Below are 15117 nucleotides of genomic sequence, written 5' to 3' on the forward strand. Positions count from 1 at the left end.
ATTTGGGCGTTCCGGCGCCGCGCGCACGTTGCGGCCGGCCCCGTCAGCCGGAACGTGCGCGCACGACGAGAAACGAGCAACCGTCATGAGACTTCACGTCCCCATCAAGCTGCGCTGGTCCGACTTCGACGCCTACCAGCACGTCAACAACGCCGAGCTGCTGCGCATCCTCGAAGAGGCTCGCATCGAGGCCTTCTGGACGAGCGACGACGGTTCGGGTGAGACGACGGCGGTTCTCGACGGTCGCCCGGGCGCGAGGTACATGACCCTCATCGCCCGGCAGGAGGTCGAGTACCTCCTCCCGATCCCGTACACGAGGTCGCCGCTCGTGGTCGAGCTGTGGATCGGACACCTCGGGGGAGCGAGCCTCAAGCTCTGCTACGAGATCTATTCGCCCGACGGGGTCGAGCCGCGGGTGCTGTACAGCAGGGCGGCGACGACGCTCGTCATGGTCGACACCACGACGGGGCGCCCCGAGCGGATCAGCGACGCCCAGCGCGCAGCCTGGGAGCCCTACGTCGAGGCGCCGATCGAGTTCACCCGCCGCTGACCCGCGTCCGTCTCGTCCGACGGGAACGGAAGAGGAGGGCCCGCGCCTTCCGGTGCGGAGCCCTCCTCGCGAGTCTGTCTCAGGTCAACCCTGGCGTGCCTTCACACGGGGGTCGCGCTTGTTGATCACGAACACGCGTCCGCGACGGCGCACCACCTGGGAACCGGGGATGTTCTTGAGCGAGCTGATCGAATTGCGTACCTTCATGGCTTGTTCCTCCACCCGATACAACCGTTGAGACTCGTTCTCAATTCCCGCGCCTCGACGACAGGAGTCGGGTTTCAGGGTGCGGGGACCCGCACCATTCCCTCCTGTGCCACGCTCGCGATGAGGCGGCCTTCGCGGTCGTAGATGCGCCCCATCGACAGCCCTCGGCCGCCGCTGGCGCTGGGCGATTCCTGCACGTACAGCAACCAGTCGTCGACGCGCGCGAACCGGTGCCACCACATGGCGTGATCGAGGGAGGCCATCTTCAGTCCCGGGGTCACCCACGCGACGCCGTGGCGGCGCAGGATCGATTCGAGGATCGTGTAATCGCTCGCGTAGGCGAGGGCGGCGCGGTGCAGGTTGGGGTCGTCGGGCATCGGCTGCAGCGCCTTGAACCAGACGGCCTGGTGGGCGACCTGCTCGCCCTCAACCTGCAGGTACACCGGTGACGGAGCGTGGCGCATGTCGAAAGCGCGGCGGGTGGCCCAGAACTGCGCGACTGGATGATCGATGCCGCCGAGCACGTCCGCTGCGCTGGGCAGGTCCTCGGGCTGCGGGACCGAAGGCATCTCGATCTGGTGATCGAGCCCGTCGTCGGACACCTGGAACGACGCGATCATCGACAGGATGGGCTGGCCGTCCTGGTACGCCTGGGTGCGACGCGTGGAGAACGATCGGCCGTCGTGGATGCGGTCGACCGCGAAGGTGATCGGCACGTCGATGGCACCGGGGCGGAGGAAGTACCCGTGCATCGAATGGACGATGCGGTCGTCGTCGACGGTGCGCATCGCGGCCGTGATCGACTGGGCCAGCACCTGGCCGCCGAACAGCCGGCCGCGCGGACTCCACTCCGTGGTGCCGGTGAAGATGTCCTCGTTGGTGCGAGCACCGGTGTCGGTCAGGTCGACGGCGGCGAGCAGCGATGAGACGGGATCGAGCACGAGACATCCTTCCCCGCCGAGCGCCCATCGGTCACGGAACAGCGTCGGCTCTCAAGTAGTTTAGGGATGCAGATGAATCGCTCATTCTCTCTTCTCGATTCCCAGTCGCTGGGCGACCTCGCCACCTATCTCGGTCGGGCGGGTCGCGTGGAGGACGGTTCCGTCCGTCTGATCGCCGGCTCCGGTGTGCTCGCCGCCTACACGGCGATCCTGTATCCGTCGGGCCTGCTCGACGAGAGCCCGACGGTGCTCGGCCTCCGTACGATCGCGCTCGCCGGCCGCGACGAGTCGTTCGACGCGGTCGTTCCGGTGCGGTCTCTGATCGAGCGTCTGAAGCGGCTGGAGTCGACGGCGAGCCAGGCCGGCGAAGAGCCGGGCGGCCCTGTCACGGTTTCGCTGCCCATCGAGGTCAGCACGGTCACCTGGGCGGGCATCTCGCCCCCTCGGGGCGGCTGGAAGAAGGTCGACGAGACCTCCGGAGCCGTGCTGGATCGTGCGGCGCGAGCGGGCATCGACGAGGTCGCCGCGACGATCCCGTCCGGCACGGGCGAGCAGATCGTGCACCGCGTCCGCTCCGAAGTGTGGGGTCGGCCGATCGAGACGGTCGAGCACCTGCCGGCCGGCGCCGCGTTCGCCGCCCTCAGCCTCGGTTTCGTCGGCGAACCCGATGAGGTGATCCCGGTCTACGAGTCCGGCCCGTGGTCGCGCGTGTCATCGAGGCGCGGGCACGTCCTCGTCCGACGCCGGTCCTGGTCCCTGCTCGGTTAGACCCGCGCCGCCGCGCGACCCGCGACCCGGCCGCTGAAGAGGCACCCGCCGAGGAATGTGCCCTCGAGCGAGCGGTAGCCGTGAATGCCGCCACCGCCGAAACCGGCCACCTCGCCGGCTGCGAAGAGGCCGGGTACCACCTGCCCGTCGGCGGCCAACGCCCGACCCGAGAGGTCGGTCTGGATGCCGCCGAGGCTCTTCCGCGTGAGGATGTGCAGCTTCACCGCGATGAGCGGCCCCGCGGCGGGATCGAGCAGGCGGTGCGGAGCCGCGACCCGGATCAGCTTGTCGCCGCGGTACTTGCGAGCGCCGCGGAGAGCCGTGATCTGCGCGTCCTTCGTGAACGGGTTGGCCATCTCGCGGTCGCGGGCGAGCACTTCGAGCGTGACCTGCTCCCGATCGATGATGTGGTCGGGGGAGAGGCCCTGCATGCGGTCGAGGAGTTCGTCGAGCGTCGTGGCGGTGACGAAGTCCTCGCCGCGGTCGATGAACGCCTGGACGGGAGCGGGGGCGCCCTTGCCGATGCGTTTGGCGAGCAGTCGCAGATCCTTGCCGGTGAGGTCGGGGTTCTGCTCACTGCCGGAGAGTGCGAACTCCTTCTCCGCGATGCGCTGGGTGAGGACGAACCAGCTGTGGCTGTGTCCGGCGCGGGTCAGGTGCTCGAGGGTTGCGAGGGTGTCGAACCCGGGGAACAGCGGCGCCGGAAGGCGGTGGCCGGTCGGGTCCAGCCAGAGCGATGACGGGCCGGGCAGGATGCGGATGCCGTGCATCGGCCACACGGGGGAGTGGTTGCGGATGCCCTCGACGTAGTGCCACATCCGGTCGCCGTTGATGAGGTGGGCACCGGCCCTCTCGGCGATCGCGAGACCGCGCCCGTCGACCGATGCGGGAACGCCGGAGAGCAGTTCGTGCGGCGGGGAGCCCAACCGGTGCGGCCAGGATCCGCGGACGAGATCGTGGTCGCCGCCGATACCGCCGGTGGTGACGATCACGGCTCCCGCGCTCAATTCGAACTCGCCGGAGGTCTCCCGCTCGCTGGATGCTCCGCGTTCGACGCTGCTGGGCACGAGGAGTGCTCCGCGGACGCCGACGACACGACCGTCCGTCACGACCAGGTCGTCGACACGGTGGCGGAACAGGAGGGTCGCCCGCCCGGTGGCCACCCCCGTCATGACCCGGCGCGCGAATGGTTCGACGATCCCGGGGCCCGTGCCCCAGGTGATGTGGAAGCGCGGAACCGAGTTGCCGTGCGCCGTGGCGGTCTGGCCGCCGCGTTCCGCCCAGCCGACGACAGGGAACCACCGCACCCCCATGGCGTGCAGCCAGGCGCGCTTCTCGCCGGCGGCGAAGTCGAGGTAGGCGTCGGCCCACAGCTTCGCCCAGTGATCCTCGGGACGGTCGAAGGCGGCGGAGGCGAACCAGTCCTGCCGGGCGAGCTCCAGCGAGTCCTTAACGCCCATCCGACGCTGCTCGGGGGAGTCGATGAGGAACAGTCCGCCGAACGACCACCAGGCTTGTCCGCCGAGAGCCCCCTCGGGCTCCTGATCGACGATCGCGACGCGTCTGCCGGCCTCGATCAGCTCCGCCGCGGCGACCAGTCCCGCAAGACCTGCGCCGACCACGATCGCATCGAACTCCGAACCGTGCGCGACCATCCGACCTCCTCGTCACGCACACCCTATTGCCCGGACTCTGGCACTGCCATTCGCAGGCGACGGCGAAGGGACGCGCCGGAGGAGTTCGACTCTTGCTGAGAATCCCTCGCATACGCCAGGATTTCAGCGCGCGCCCTCCTCATCCGACCCCGATCATCGGAGCCGACTTGCCAGGACACATCCCCGCCGTCCTCGTCTCGCTTCTCGTCGCTGCAGGACTCGCCTCGGGTCCGGCGCTCGCTGCGTCGGCCGCCGAAGTCCCGGCAGCGCCGACAGCCGAGACACTGGGCCTCACCTGCGACTCCATGTTCACGGCGGAGCAGGCCGCCTCCTTCACGGAGGCCGGCTACCAGCGGTTCGGTCCGTCCGAGGACGCGGAACCGTCGGTGTTCACCGAGCCGGGAGGAGTCTTCTGCCGCTGGGCGGTACCGCAATCGGATGTGCTCTACGACTACGGGTACGCGCCGGTCACGCCAGCGGCCTCCGAGGCCCTCGTGCTGAAGGTCACCGATCCCAGCAACCTCTTCCCGATGCAGCGGTTCGACGTAGCGGAGGGCGCGCTGTACACCTCATCTCTCGAGTTCGGTGAGACCGCTTTCCTGTTCGCCGACGGAGCCGTCTACCTCGCGCCCGGTTACCAGGGCGCCGTCGAGTTGAGGGACCTCGTACTGCGTCTCGCGGCAGCCGCGGTTCCGTCTCCCACCCCGCAACCCGAGGAGGAGACAGCCCTCGATACCGAGCCCTCGGAGACGGTCCTCGATGAGGAGATCGAGATCGCACGGCCCCCGCGCACGATCGACACCCCCTCGGTTCTCAGCACTCTGCCGGCGATCGGCGACAAGGATCTGCGGCTCGAGCGGGTGGTCGCGGTCGTGCTGCTCACCCTGGTCCTCATCCTGGTGGTCGCACTTCCCAGCGCGCTGCTCTCGTCCGCCGTCGAGGAGCATTACGACAGGCTGGCCGCCGTGGTCGCGCCCCTCCGGCGACCCTTCGTCGCCCTCCGCGCTCGGCAGGGGGCGCCGACGGGCGCTCCGGTGCCCGGCTGGATCCCGATCGCGGTGGGCGTCGTCTCGGCTGCTCTCATCGCGTGCTTCCTCGATCCCGCCCTGAGTTTCGATGAGTCGTCTGCGCGGCAGTTCGTCTCGACCCTCGGGGGGATCGTGGTCGAGAGCGTTCTCGGCCTCACTCTCGTCGCCGTGGTCCTGCGGTCACGGCGACCGGACCTCGAGCCGCGCCTCCAGTTTCAAGCGGGGTCGCTCGTGGTGGTGCTGATCGCCGTCGTGCTGTCGCGACTTCTCGGATTCGAGCCCGGCGTGCTCTTCGGACTAGTGCTCGGCCTGGCATTCGCTGTGCCGCCGGCCACCGCGGACACCGTGCTCGTCACCTGGCTCCGCACCGGGTGGATCTTCCTCGCAGGCCTGATCGGCTGGGCGGGCTACAGCATCGTCGGACTGGTGTGGGCGGGCGATCCGAATTGGCCGTCCCTGCTGCTCGGCGAGGCGTTCGGGGCGCTCGCTATCGGAGGCATCGCCGCCCTTCCGCTCATGCTGCTGCCCGTCCCGGGTCTCGACGGTTCTGTGCTGTTCCGTTCGAGCAAGGTCGGCTGGGCTGCCGCTTGGGGTGTGTCGGTCCTGGTCTTCTTCTTCGTGCTGCTCCCGCTCCCGGCGAGCTGGGACAAGGTCGGCGCACCGCTTGTCGGCTGGGTGAGTCTGCTCATCGCGTACGCCGTCGCGGCGGTCGCCGTTTGGGCAATCCTGCGTTTCACGGCTCGAGAACGGAACGACGCGGGTTCGGGTCCGAGCGACCCGGAGGCCGTCAGTCGAACGTATTGACCATGGCGTGGGCCGCCCGCTCGAGATAGCCCCACAGGGTGGCCTCGTAGAGCGGCGGGAGGTCGATCGCGTCGACCGCGGCGCGCATGTGCAGCAACCAGCGGTCGCGCTGCGCCGGGTTGATGTGGAAGACGTTGTGGCGCATCCGCAGCCTCGGATGCCCGCGGCGCTGGCTGTACGTGGTCGGGCCACCCCAGTACTGCTCCAGGAAGCCGGTGAGCCGTTCGATCGCCGGCTCGAGGTCCTCCTCGGGGTAGATGGCCAGCAGTTCCGGGTCGCTCGCCACCCCCTTGTAGAACTCGCGCACGAGCTTCTCGAACGTGGCGCGACCGCCGACGAGTTCGTAGAAGTTGCCGCCCACCGCTTCGCCACCCGGCTGCGAACGCAGGGTGAGCGGGCTCGCTCCGGCTGCCGTCGGCTGCGCCACCGCAGTGGGTTCGGCGTCGTCGCGGCGAGGGACGGGCGTGCTCTGGTCGGTCATCGGGTCCCATCTGCAGGGTTCGTGGGACCCGCGGTTCCCGGGTCGTCGGCGGGCCCGGTCGCCGGGGCGTCCGAGATCGCGATACCAGGATCGGCGGCGCGAGCCTTGCGAGCGGTCCGCGGCTTCTTCGGGGCGGGCGCGGCGGTCTTGATCGGCTTGGTCTGCGGGGGACGGGCGCCGCGGACACTGCCCGCGCCGTCCATTCCAGCCAGCACGACGGTGTTGAGCGACGGCAGTTTGACCCCCATCTCGTCGAGCGCCGTCTTGAGTCTCAGTCTCAGCTCGCGTGCGACGTCATCGCGCGCGCTGGCGCGCGTCTTGACGACGATGCGGATGACCAGGGCTTCGGACGAGATCGACTCGAGGCCCCAGATCTCGGGCTTCTCGGTGATCAGCGGCCGCCACTTCGGCGAGCTCGCGAGCTTCTCCGCTGTCGACAGCATGCGCTCCTGCACCGCTTCGATGTCGGAGTCGTACGGAACGGCGAGGTCGATGATGACGCGTGCCCAGCCCTGGGACATGTTCCCGACCCGCACGATCTCGCCGTTGCGGACGTACCAGAGTGTTCCGTTGACGTCGCGGATCTGGGTGATCCGGATGGCGACGCTCTCGACGACCCCGGTCGCCTGACCGGTGTCGACGACGTCACCCACGCCGAGCTGGTCCTCGATCACCATGAACAGGCCGTTGAGCACGTCCTTCACGATGTTCTGCGCACCGAAGCCGAGACCGGCGCCGAGTGCGGCGGTGATCAGGGCGAACGAGCCCGTGATGTTCGGATTGATCGTCGTGACGATCGAGAGCAGAGCCACGACGGTGATGACGACGCTCACGATGTTGCCGAGCACGTCGCCGAGGGTGCGGGCGCGTTGCACCGTGCGCACCGCCGCGACCGGTGAGGTCACGAGTGCCTGGGTGTCATCGACCCGCTGACGCCTCTTGACCCCGCTCACCACACGCTCGACCACCCGTTTGATCACGAAGTGGAGGGCGATGCGGGTGATGATCGCAACGACGATGATGATCGCCACATTGACCGCGACACCCCACGGTGACTCGAAGAAGCTGTCCCAATCCATAGGCCGAAGAGTCTACGGACGGAGCTTGGACGTCACCTCCCCGCGGCGCTCTAGTGGGCCCGCCCGCTGAGCCTGTCGAAGCGAAGGGTGGGGCAGGCGTGTTCACCGGTGGACCCGCCCGCTGAGCCGTCGAAGCGAAGGGTGGCTAAGCCGTGGGGTGCCTTCATTTCGACGGGCTCAATGGGCGGCGGGTGTCCGCAGTCCGGCGTGTCGGAGTAGACGCGGCTAGGACCGGTCTCTGGCCTGCACACGCAGGGCGCGCTCGACGCCCGACAGATTCTCGATCACCAGGCGGCGAAGCGCGGGGGCGCCCGGGTGGGTCTCCAGCCATTCGCGCGTGGCGGTCACCAGGGCTTCGTCGGCGAGCACCGCCGGGTAGAAGCCGTTGATGATGCCCGCCGCGATCGCGTAACTGCGCGACTCCCACAGCGGCTCGAGCGCCGCGAAGTACTTCGCAACGAACGGTGCCAGCAGCGCCGGATCGCTTGCGCGCAGGAAGCCGAGCCCGGTTGCGCGGACGATCAGGTTCGACGCGCCCTCGGTCGTGACGATCGAGTCCCACGCCGCGAGCTTCGCCTCGGGAGTCGGCAGTGCGGCCCGTGCGTGCGCGGCGGACTGCTGCCCCGTCGCGGTGTTGTCGCTCGCGAGTGCAGCGTCGATCTCCTCCGGGCCGACCCGGCCACCCGCCGCCAGTGCGATCAGCAGATCCCAGCCGAGGTCGGTGTCGATGTCGAGACCCTCGAGAGCGACCTTCTCGTCGAGCACCGCCTGGACGGTGTCGAGCTGGGCGTCGGTGTGCGCGATCGCGGCGAACGCCTTGAGGAATTGGAACTGCGCATCCGAACCCGCGGCAGCCCCCTGTGCGAGCTTCCAGAGACCGTCGCCGACCTCGGCGAGCACCTCTGCGCGGTTCTCCGGGGCCACGTAGATCGTGGCGGCGAGCTGCAGCTGGCCGAGGGTCGTGCGCAGGGTGGTCGACTCGGTCTCGGCGCTCAGGTTGCCGAGGGCGAGCCGCACGTAGTCGCGCGGACTGGTCTCCGCGTCACGGGTGGCGTCCCACGCCGATCCCCAGACGAGCGAGCGGGCGAGCGGCGACTCGATGGCCGACAGGTGATCGATCGCGACGAGCAGCGAGCCGTCGTCGAGACGGATCTTCGCGTAGGTCAGGTCATCGTCGTTGACGAGGAGCAGGTCGGGCCGCTGGACGCCGACGAGCTCGGCCAGCTCGGTGCGCTCGCCGTCGATGTCGACCTCGAACCGCTCGTCGCGGACGAGTCGTCCATCCCGCAGGTTGTACAGCCCCACCGCCAGGCGGTGCGGGCGATGCGTCGGCCACTCGGGCGGGGTGGTCTGCGTGATCGCGAACGAGGTGAACGCGCCCGACTCGTCGGTCTCGAACTCGGGGCGGAGAGTGTTGACGCCGGCGGTCTCGAGCCAGAGCTCTGACCAGCTGCTCAGGTCGCGCCCGCTCGTGACCTCGAGCTCGGCGAGCAGGTCGGTGAGTTCGGTGTTCGAGAACTCGTGCTTGCGGAAGTAGGCGCCCACGCCCTTGAGGAACTCGTCCTGGCCGACCCAGGCGACGAGCTGGCGGAGTACCGATGCGCCCTTCGCGTAGGTGATGCCGTCGAAGTTGACCTGGACATCCTCGAGATCGTTGATGGTCGCCACGATCGGATGGGTGGAGGGCAGCTGGTCCTGGCGGTAGGCCCACGACTTCTCGAGAGCGCCGAACGTGGTCCAGCTCTCCTTCCACTCGGTCGCCTCGGCGCCCGCAAGAGTCGAGATGTAGGTCGCGAACGACTCGTTGAGCCACAGGTCGTTCCACCACTTCATGGTGACCAGGTCGCCGAACCACATGTGGGCGAGCTCGTGAAGGATGGTCGTCACCCGGCGCTCGCGGACCGCGTCGGTCACCTTCGAGCGGAAGACGTAGGTCTCGGTGAAGGTGACGGCTCCGGCGTTCTCCATGGCCCCCGCGTTGAACTCGGGCACGAAGAGCTGGTCGTACTTCTCGAACGGGTACGGGTAGTCGAAGATCGCCTCGTAGAACTCGAAGCCCTCGCGGGTCTTCTCGACGATGTAGTCGGTGTCGAGGTACTGGGCGAGGGAAGCGCGGGCGAAGACGCCGAGAGGGATTACCCGGCCGTCCGACGAGGTGAGTTCGCGGCGCTCGACCGAGTACGGCCCCGCGATGAGAGCGGTGATGTAGCTCGAGATGACCTGGGTGGGCGCGAAGTCGTAGCGGACGTTACTACCTCCGACGTCGACGGGCTCGGGAGTGGGGGAGTTGGAGACGACCTCCCAGTAGTCGGGCGCAGTGACCGTGAACTGGAAGGTGGCCTTGAGGTCGGGCTGCTCGAACACCGCGAACATGCGGCGCGAGTCGGGCACCTCGAACTGGGTGTACAGGTAGACCTCGCCGTCGGCCGGGTCGACGAACCGGTGCAGACCCTCACCGGTGTTCGTATAGAGGGCGTCGGCGACGACTCGCAGCTCGTTCTCGGCGGCGAGGTCGTCGAGCTGGATGCGCACACCGTCGGAGACGGCGGCGGGATCGAGCTCGCGCCCGTTGAGGGTGACCGAGTGGACCGTCTTCGTGATCGCGTCGATGAAGGTCGAGGTGCCCGCTTCGGCCGAGAAGCGAACAGTCGTCGTGCTCGCGAAGGTCTCGTCTCCGGTCGTCAGATCGAGTTCGACAGAGTAGGACTGCACATCGAGGAGGGCTTTGCGCTCCTGTGCTTCGAGTCGGGTGAGGTTCTCTCCGGGCATGGCTCGTCCGTTCTTCCGTGGCGTTTCCCGGGTCCAACCCTAGGCCGACTTGCACGGGCGCTTCCTGCACAGTTTGATGTGACGGTGACGATCGAGAAGATCAACGAATCGTTGACCGCGGAGGCCTATCGCGTGTTCTCGCAGGTCGATGCGCTCGACCTGTCTCCCGCGTATTCCGACATCTCCGTCGCCATCTCGGAGGACGCCGAGCTGCTCGCCCGCATCGACGAGCTGCCGCGGTCGAAGCGTCAGGCAGGATTCCTGTACGCGGCGGCCCGGTACGTCGGTGCACCGCTGCAGTCGTACGCCGAGTTCCGCGAGCATCTCCTCCAGCACTGGGACGTGGTCGAGCGTCTCGCGACCGAGCGGACGATGCAGACGAACGATCCCGCGCGTCTGCTCGCGATCCTGCCCATCCTGGCGAGCATCGACGGCCCGATCGCGCTCGTCGAGGTGGGAACCTCCGCGGGACTGCACCTCAATCTCGACCGGTACAGCTACCGCTACGACGACGGCCCGTGGCTCGACCCCGACGACGGGCCGAGCACGGTCCGACTCGAGTGCTCGACCCGCGGATCGGTGCCCGTTCCCACGCGGATCCCCGAGATCGCCTGGCGGGCCGGAATCGAGCTCAGCCCGCTCGACCTGTCATCGGATGCCGACGTCGCGTGGCTGCGCGCCCTCCTCTGGCCCGACCACCCCGGCCGCCAGGGCAATCTCGACGCCGCCATCGCGATCATGCGTCAGCACCCCGTGCCGATCGTGAAGGGCGACCTCAACGACCGGATCCTCGAGGTGGTCGCGGGCGCTCCCTCCGACGCGACCCTCGTCGTGGTCCACACCGCGATGCTCTCCTACGTGCGCCAGCCCGAGGCCGAACGCTTCGTCGAGACCGTCCGTGGACTCGACGCCGTGTGGATCGCCAACGAGCTCGCCGACGTCGTCCCGGGTGTCGAGCACACCGGCCCGACCCGTGAGTCGTTCTCCTTCGTCGTCGCGCGCGACGGGGTGCCCGTCGCGATCAGTCATCCGCACGCCGCCTGGTTGCGCTGGCTCGACGCCGACGAGACCTCGAGCACGGCCGACGGCGTCGACGTGGCTGCCTAGAATCGGAACCATGCGCATCCACCTCGCGACCGACCACGCGGGCCTCGATTTCAGCAAGCACCTCGTCGAGCACCTCAGTGCGGCGGGGCACGAGGTCGTCGACCACGGTCCGGCCGACTACGACCCGCTCGACGACTACCCGGCGTTCATCATCCGCGCCGCGATCGCGGTCGCCCAGGACCAGCGCGACGGCATCGAGACGCTCGGTGTCGTGTTCGGCGGATCCGGAAACGGCGAGCAGATCGCCGCCAACAAGGTGGAGGGCATCCGCGCCGCGCTCGTCTGGAACCTGTCGACCGCCCAGCTCGCCCGACAGCACAACGACGCCAACGTGATCTCGATCGGCGCCCGCCAGCACACCCTCGAGGAGGCGACCGACCTGATCGACGCGTTCGTCGCCGAGCCCTTCTCCTTCGATCCGCGTCACGAGCGCCGCATCGCCCAGCTCGCCGAGTTCGAGAGCACCGGGTCGATCGCCGCGGGCGAGCACACCCCGGGCATCACCGTCGCCGATGCCTGAAGGCCACTCGATCCACCGGATCGCCCGCCAGTTCCGCGCCAACTTCGTCGGGCACCGGGTCTCGGCGAGCAGCCCGCAGGGTCGGTTCGCGGCGGGGGCCGCCGAGCTCGATGGCCGTACCGTCGTGGCCGCGACGGCGGTGGGCAAGCAGCTCTTCGTCGAGTTCGGTCCGAAGGACGGCGATGTCGGCGACCGCATCCTGCGCGTGCACCTGGGCCTCTACGGGGCATGGGACTTCGCGGGAGAGGTGACGGTCGATCCGACCCTGCTCGCCGCCGGCGGTCGGATCGGTCAGACGAACCAGCGGGGCACCTTCCTGGAGGAGGTGTCCAGCGAGCTCCCCTCGGACTTCGTGCCCGACGCCCTGCCGGAGGAGAGCCTGGGCTCGATCGGCGCCCCGCGTCGAGCTCGGCTGCGGATGGCGGAATCCGAGCGCGAGACCGACCTCGAGGACTTCCCGCCGCCGCCCATCGGCGCCGTGCGGCTGCGTCTGCTGACCGAGACGACGGTCGCCGACCTGCGAGGGCCCACCGCATGCGAGGTCCTCGATCCCGAGCAGGTGAAGCAGGTGCTCGCCAAACTCGGCCCCGATCCTCTGGTCGACCCCGGCAAGAAGGCCGAGGACGCATTCGTCGCCAAGGTGCGCAAGAAGCCGACCCCGATCGGGCTGCTCCTGATGGATCAGAGCGTGGTCAGCGGCATCGGCAACGTCTACCGCGCCGAACTGCTCTTCCGCGCCCGTCTCGACCCGTACACTCCGGGGCGCGACATCCCCGAGCGCCAGCTCAGGGCGCTCTGGCGCGACTGGGCGAAACTGCTCACCATCGGCGTCGAGACCGGCCAGATGATGACCAAGGACGACCTCACCCCCGATGAGTATGTGCGGGCGATGGCGAGTCGCGACGAGCGTCACTACGTCTACAAGCAGACCGGCAAGAAGTCGCCGCGAGGGCGCGGCGAGGTCGTCATGGAGGACATGGGCGGCCGCAACCTCTACTGGGCGCCGGGCTGGCAGAAGCGCCCGCCCGCGAAAGGCTGACGATGAGGCAGAACCCGAGCTTCGTGCTCGAGAGTCCCGACGAGATCAAGCGTCTGGTGCGCGAGAACCCGTGGGCGACGCTCGTAGCCGACACCGAGAACGGCATCGTGGCCAGCCACTATCCGATCGTGCTCGACGAGACGAGCGACCAGCTGTCGATCCTCACTCACGTCGGACGCCCCGACGAGCAGCTGCTCGAGCTGGGCACCCGGGAGATCCTCATGATCGTCCAGGGCCCGCACGGCTACATCTCGCCCGGCTGGTACGACGCGAAGCCCGCCGTGCCGACCTGGAACTTCGTCGTCGCCCACCTCTACGCGGTGCCCGAGATCCTGTCCGACGAGGAGAACCTGCGCGTACTGGGCGATCTCGTCGACTTCTTCGAGCAGCACATGCCCGAGCCGCGGCGCATGAACGGCACGATCGAGAACGCCGCCTACGCGAGCCGAATCAGTGCCGGCACCGTCGGTCTGCGCTTCACGCCGACGCGCGTCGTCGCGAAGTCGAAGCTCAGCCAGAACCGGCCGGACGAGACGGTCGACGTCATCATCCGCGAGCTCGAGGGCGACGGGCCCTACGCCCAGCCCGCGCTCGCCGCGGAGATGAGGCGAGTCCACGACATCCGCCGCGCCGCCCGTGACTGAGCGGCTCCTCCTCAGGGAGGCTCGCCTCCTCGGCGTGGACGCTCCGTTCGATGTGCTCGTCGAGCGCGGCGCGATCACGCGCATCGACCCTGTCGGTCAGGCGTCGGCGGATGAGCTCGTCGGCGACGGCGAGGTCGTCGTCCTCGACGGCCGTTGGGTCATCCCGGGTCTCTGGGACGAGCACGTGCACGTCGCGCAGTGGGCTCTCGCCTCTCGACGACTTGACGTGTCGGCGGCCTCTTCAGCGGGGGAGACCGCGCAGATCGTCCGTGCGTCCGCCGCGGCCGGTGGCGGGGCCCTCATCATCGGCTACGGCTTCCGTGACGGACTGTGGCCCGACCTGCCGACCACGCGTCTTCTCGACGACAGCGCTCCGGGCACCCCTGTCGTGCTGGTGAGCGGAGATCTCCACTGCATCTGGCTGAACACCCTCGCCGCGGAGAGGTTCGGTGCGGCCATCGACGGGTCGGGTCTGCTGCGCGAGAACGCCGCCTTCGCCGTCACCCGCATGCTCGACGACCTCCCCGTCGACCTCGTCGACCAATGGGTGAACGAGGCCGGCGGAGCCGCCGCGGCGCGGGGGGTGACCGGCATCGTCGACCTCGAGATGGACTGGAACGCGACGTCGTGGGCTCGCCGTCGCGCGTCCGGTTTCGACACCCAGCGGATCGAGTTCGGCGTCTACCCCCAGCATCTCGAACGCGCCGTGGCGGACCGGCTCTCGACCGGCACGCGGATCGACGAGCTGGTCTCCGTGGGCCGTCTCAAGGTGCTGATCGACGGATCGCTCAACACCCGCACCGCTTTCTGCCTCGACCCGTATCCGGGCTCGAACGACACGGGCATGCTCACCATCCCGACCGACCGCCTCGACCAGCTCATCCACGACGGCGCTGCCGCCGGATTCGAGCCCGCGATCCACGCCATCGGCGACCGGGCCGTCGGCATCGCTCTCGACGCGTTCGAGCGCGCCGGCATCCGGGGCCGGATGGAGCACGCCCAGCTGATCTCGGACGCCGACCTCGCGCGGTTCGCCGAGCTGGGCGTCGTCGCGAGCGTGCAGCCCGCGCACCTGCTCGACGACCGCGATGTCGCCGAGCATCACTGGGAAGGGCGCACGCAGCGTGCGTTCCCGCTGCGCGGACTGCTCGATTCCGGTGCGACGGTGGTGCTCGGCTCCGACGCCCCCGTCTCGCCTCTCGATCCCTGGGTGACCATCGCCGCGGCGGTCCATCGGACGGGTGACGAGCGCGAGTCGTGGCACGCCGAACAGCGGATCACGACGGCCGAGGCGATCGCGGCATCGACCCGCGCGGGTGCAGCGCCGACGGTCGGAAGCCCGGCCGATCTGGCGATCCTCGACGCCGACCCACTGACCGCGACACGCGAGGGACTGAGCGCGATGCCCGTCTCGGCGACCCTGCTCGGCGGAGGCTTCACCCACCGTGCGATCTGACCGCCGCCGATCCGACCGCTGCTGATCGGACTGCCTCGGGGGCCAACGACGAATGGGGCCGCCCGAAGG

Annotated in this window: 14 protein-coding genes; 8 read left to right on the forward strand and 6 right to left on the reverse strand. The window is 69.0% G+C overall.

Going from position 1 to position 15117, the window contains the following annotated elements; translation table 11 throughout:
* The first annotated feature begins 85 nt into the window (after nucleotides 1-85).
* The gene (locus DDQ50_RS09425) at nucleotides 86-550 is read left to right on the forward strand and encodes an acyl-CoA thioesterase (RefSeq protein ID WP_116756487.1); all 465 of its coding nucleotides are present in this window, start codon (nucleotides 86-88) and stop codon (nucleotides 548-550) included.
* A gap of 84 nt (nucleotides 551-634) precedes the next feature.
* Here DDQ50_RS09425 and DDQ50_RS09430 read toward each other — a convergent pair whose 3' ends face one another.
* Both DDQ50_RS09430 and DDQ50_RS09435 read right to left on the reverse strand, forming a co-directional pair.
* Nucleotides 635-757 carry a 50S ribosomal protein L36 gene (locus DDQ50_RS09430; protein ID WP_116756488.1) on the reverse strand — a complete coding sequence of 41 codons (123 nt, stop codon included), beginning with the start codon at nucleotides 755-757 and terminating at the stop codon, nucleotides 635-637.
* A gap of 74 nt (nucleotides 758-831) precedes the next feature.
* Nucleotides 832-1698 (reverse strand): acyl-CoA thioesterase, encoded by an 867-nt coding sequence (locus tag DDQ50_RS09435; RefSeq protein WP_116756489.1) that lies wholly within the window; start codon nucleotides 1696-1698, stop codon nucleotides 832-834.
* A gap of 72 nt (nucleotides 1699-1770) precedes the next feature.
* Here DDQ50_RS09435 and DDQ50_RS09440 point away from each other — a divergent pair, with 72 nt between their 5' ends.
* Nucleotides 1771-2466: a DUF8185 domain-containing protein gene (locus DDQ50_RS09440; protein WP_116757383.1), complete on the forward strand. Its 696-nt coding sequence runs from the start codon at nucleotides 1771-1773 to the stop codon at nucleotides 2464-2466.
* On the opposite strand, the gene DDQ50_RS09445 is transcribed toward DDQ50_RS09440, so the two are convergent.
* Entirely contained in the window at nucleotides 2463-4121 is a 1659-nt protein-coding gene (locus DDQ50_RS09445) for an FAD-binding dehydrogenase (RefSeq protein WP_116756490.1), read from the reverse strand. The two genes, DDQ50_RS09440 and DDQ50_RS09445, sit on opposite strands and share 4 nt — an antisense overlap.
* Nucleotides 4122-4288: 167 nt before the next feature.
* Between DDQ50_RS09445 and DDQ50_RS09450 the strand changes: the two genes are divergently transcribed.
* Nucleotides 4289-5953 carry a hypothetical protein gene (locus DDQ50_RS09450; RefSeq protein WP_116756491.1) on the forward strand — a complete coding sequence of 555 codons (1665 nt, stop codon included), beginning with the start codon at nucleotides 4289-4291 and terminating at the stop codon, nucleotides 5951-5953.
* Here DDQ50_RS09450 and DDQ50_RS09455 read toward each other — a convergent pair.
* The 3 genes from DDQ50_RS09455 to pepN form a co-directional block, all read right to left on the reverse strand.
* Nucleotides 5937-6434 (reverse strand): globin, encoded by a 498-nt coding sequence (locus DDQ50_RS09455; protein WP_116756492.1) that lies wholly within the window; start codon nucleotides 6432-6434, stop codon nucleotides 5937-5939. The two genes, DDQ50_RS09450 and DDQ50_RS09455, sit on opposite strands and share 17 nt — an antisense overlap.
* Nucleotides 6431-7513, reverse strand: a complete 1083-nt coding sequence (locus DDQ50_RS09460) for a mechanosensitive ion channel family protein (RefSeq protein WP_116756493.1) — start codon at nucleotides 7511-7513, stop codon at nucleotides 6431-6433. The genes DDQ50_RS09455 and DDQ50_RS09460 overlap by 4 nt, the downstream gene beginning before the upstream one ends.
* Nucleotides 7514-7738: 225 nt before the next feature.
* On the reverse strand, nucleotides 7739-10282 hold the full coding sequence (gene pepN / locus DDQ50_RS09465) for an aminopeptidase N (RefSeq protein ID WP_116756494.1): 2544 nt from the start codon (nucleotides 10280-10282) through the stop codon (nucleotides 7739-7741).
* Between the two features lie 84 nt (nucleotides 10283-10366).
* Here pepN and DDQ50_RS09470 point away from each other — a divergent pair, with 84 nt between their 5' ends.
* Genes DDQ50_RS09470 through DDQ50_RS09490 form a run of 5 tightly spaced genes read left to right on the forward strand, consistent with a single transcriptional unit; the run spans nucleotide 10367 to nucleotide 15048 of the window.
* Nucleotides 10367-11389: a DUF2332 domain-containing protein gene (locus DDQ50_RS09470; RefSeq protein ID WP_165829766.1), complete on the forward strand. Its 1023-nt coding sequence runs from the start codon at nucleotides 10367-10369 to the stop codon at nucleotides 11387-11389.
* A 10-nt stretch (nucleotides 11390-11399) separates the two neighbouring features.
* Entirely contained in the window at nucleotides 11400-11909 is a 510-nt protein-coding gene (locus tag DDQ50_RS09475; RefSeq protein ID WP_116756495.1) for a ribose-5-phosphate isomerase, read from the forward strand.
* On the forward strand, nucleotides 11902-12948 hold the full coding sequence (locus DDQ50_RS09480) for an Fpg/Nei family DNA glycosylase (protein WP_116756496.1): 1047 nt from the start codon (nucleotides 11902-11904) through the stop codon (nucleotides 12946-12948). Before DDQ50_RS09475 ends, DDQ50_RS09480 begins: the two co-directional genes overlap by 8 nt.
* A 2-nt stretch (nucleotides 12949-12950) precedes the next feature.
* Complete coding sequence (locus DDQ50_RS09485; protein ID WP_116756497.1) at nucleotides 12951-13592, forward strand: FMN-binding negative transcriptional regulator; 642 nt, start codon at nucleotides 12951-12953, stop codon at nucleotides 13590-13592.
* Nucleotides 13593-13626: 34 nt separating this feature from the next.
* Entirely contained in the window at nucleotides 13627-15048 is a 1422-nt protein-coding gene (locus DDQ50_RS09490) for an amidohydrolase (RefSeq protein ID WP_240614329.1), read from the forward strand.
* The last annotated feature ends 69 nt before the right edge of the window (nucleotides 15049-15117 follow it).

This window comes from Amnibacterium flavum (assembly GCF_003097495.1).
GTDB classification, from domain to species: Bacteria; Actinomycetota; Actinomycetes; order Actinomycetales; family Microbacteriaceae; genus Naasia; species Naasia flava.

Coding starts and splice junctions, on each gene's coding strand:
- pepN (WP_116756494.1), bottom strand. CDS start 10,282: ATGCCCGGAGAGAACCTCACCCGACTCGAAGCACAGGAGCGCAAAGCC.
- DDQ50_RS09475 (WP_116756495.1), top strand. CDS start 11,400: ATGCGCATCCACCTCGCGACCGACCACGCGGGCCTCGATTTCAGCAAG.
- DDQ50_RS09480 (WP_116756496.1), top strand. CDS start 11,902: ATGCCTGAAGGCCACTCGATCCACCGGATCGCCCGCCAGTTCCGCGCC.
- DDQ50_RS09445 (WP_116756490.1), bottom strand. CDS start 4,121: ATGGTCGCGCACGGTTCGGAGTTCGATGCGATCGTGGTCGGCGCAGGT.
- DDQ50_RS09485 (WP_116756497.1), top strand. CDS start 12,951: ATGAGGCAGAACCCGAGCTTCGTGCTCGAGAGTCCCGACGAGATCAAG.
- DDQ50_RS09460 (WP_116756493.1), bottom strand. CDS start 7,513: ATGGATTGGGACAGCTTCTTCGAGTCACCGTGGGGTGTCGCGGTCAAT.
- DDQ50_RS09430 (WP_116756488.1), bottom strand. CDS start 757: ATGAAGGTACGCAATTCGATCAGCTCGCTCAAGAACATCCCCGGTTCC.
- DDQ50_RS09440 (WP_116757383.1), top strand. CDS start 1,771: ATGAATCGCTCATTCTCTCTTCTCGATTCCCAGTCGCTGGGCGACCTC.
- DDQ50_RS09455 (WP_116756492.1), bottom strand. CDS start 6,434: ATGACCGACCAGAGCACGCCCGTCCCTCGCCGCGACGACGCCGAACCC.
- DDQ50_RS09425 (WP_116756487.1), top strand. CDS start 86: ATGAGACTTCACGTCCCCATCAAGCTGCGCTGGTCCGACTTCGACGCC.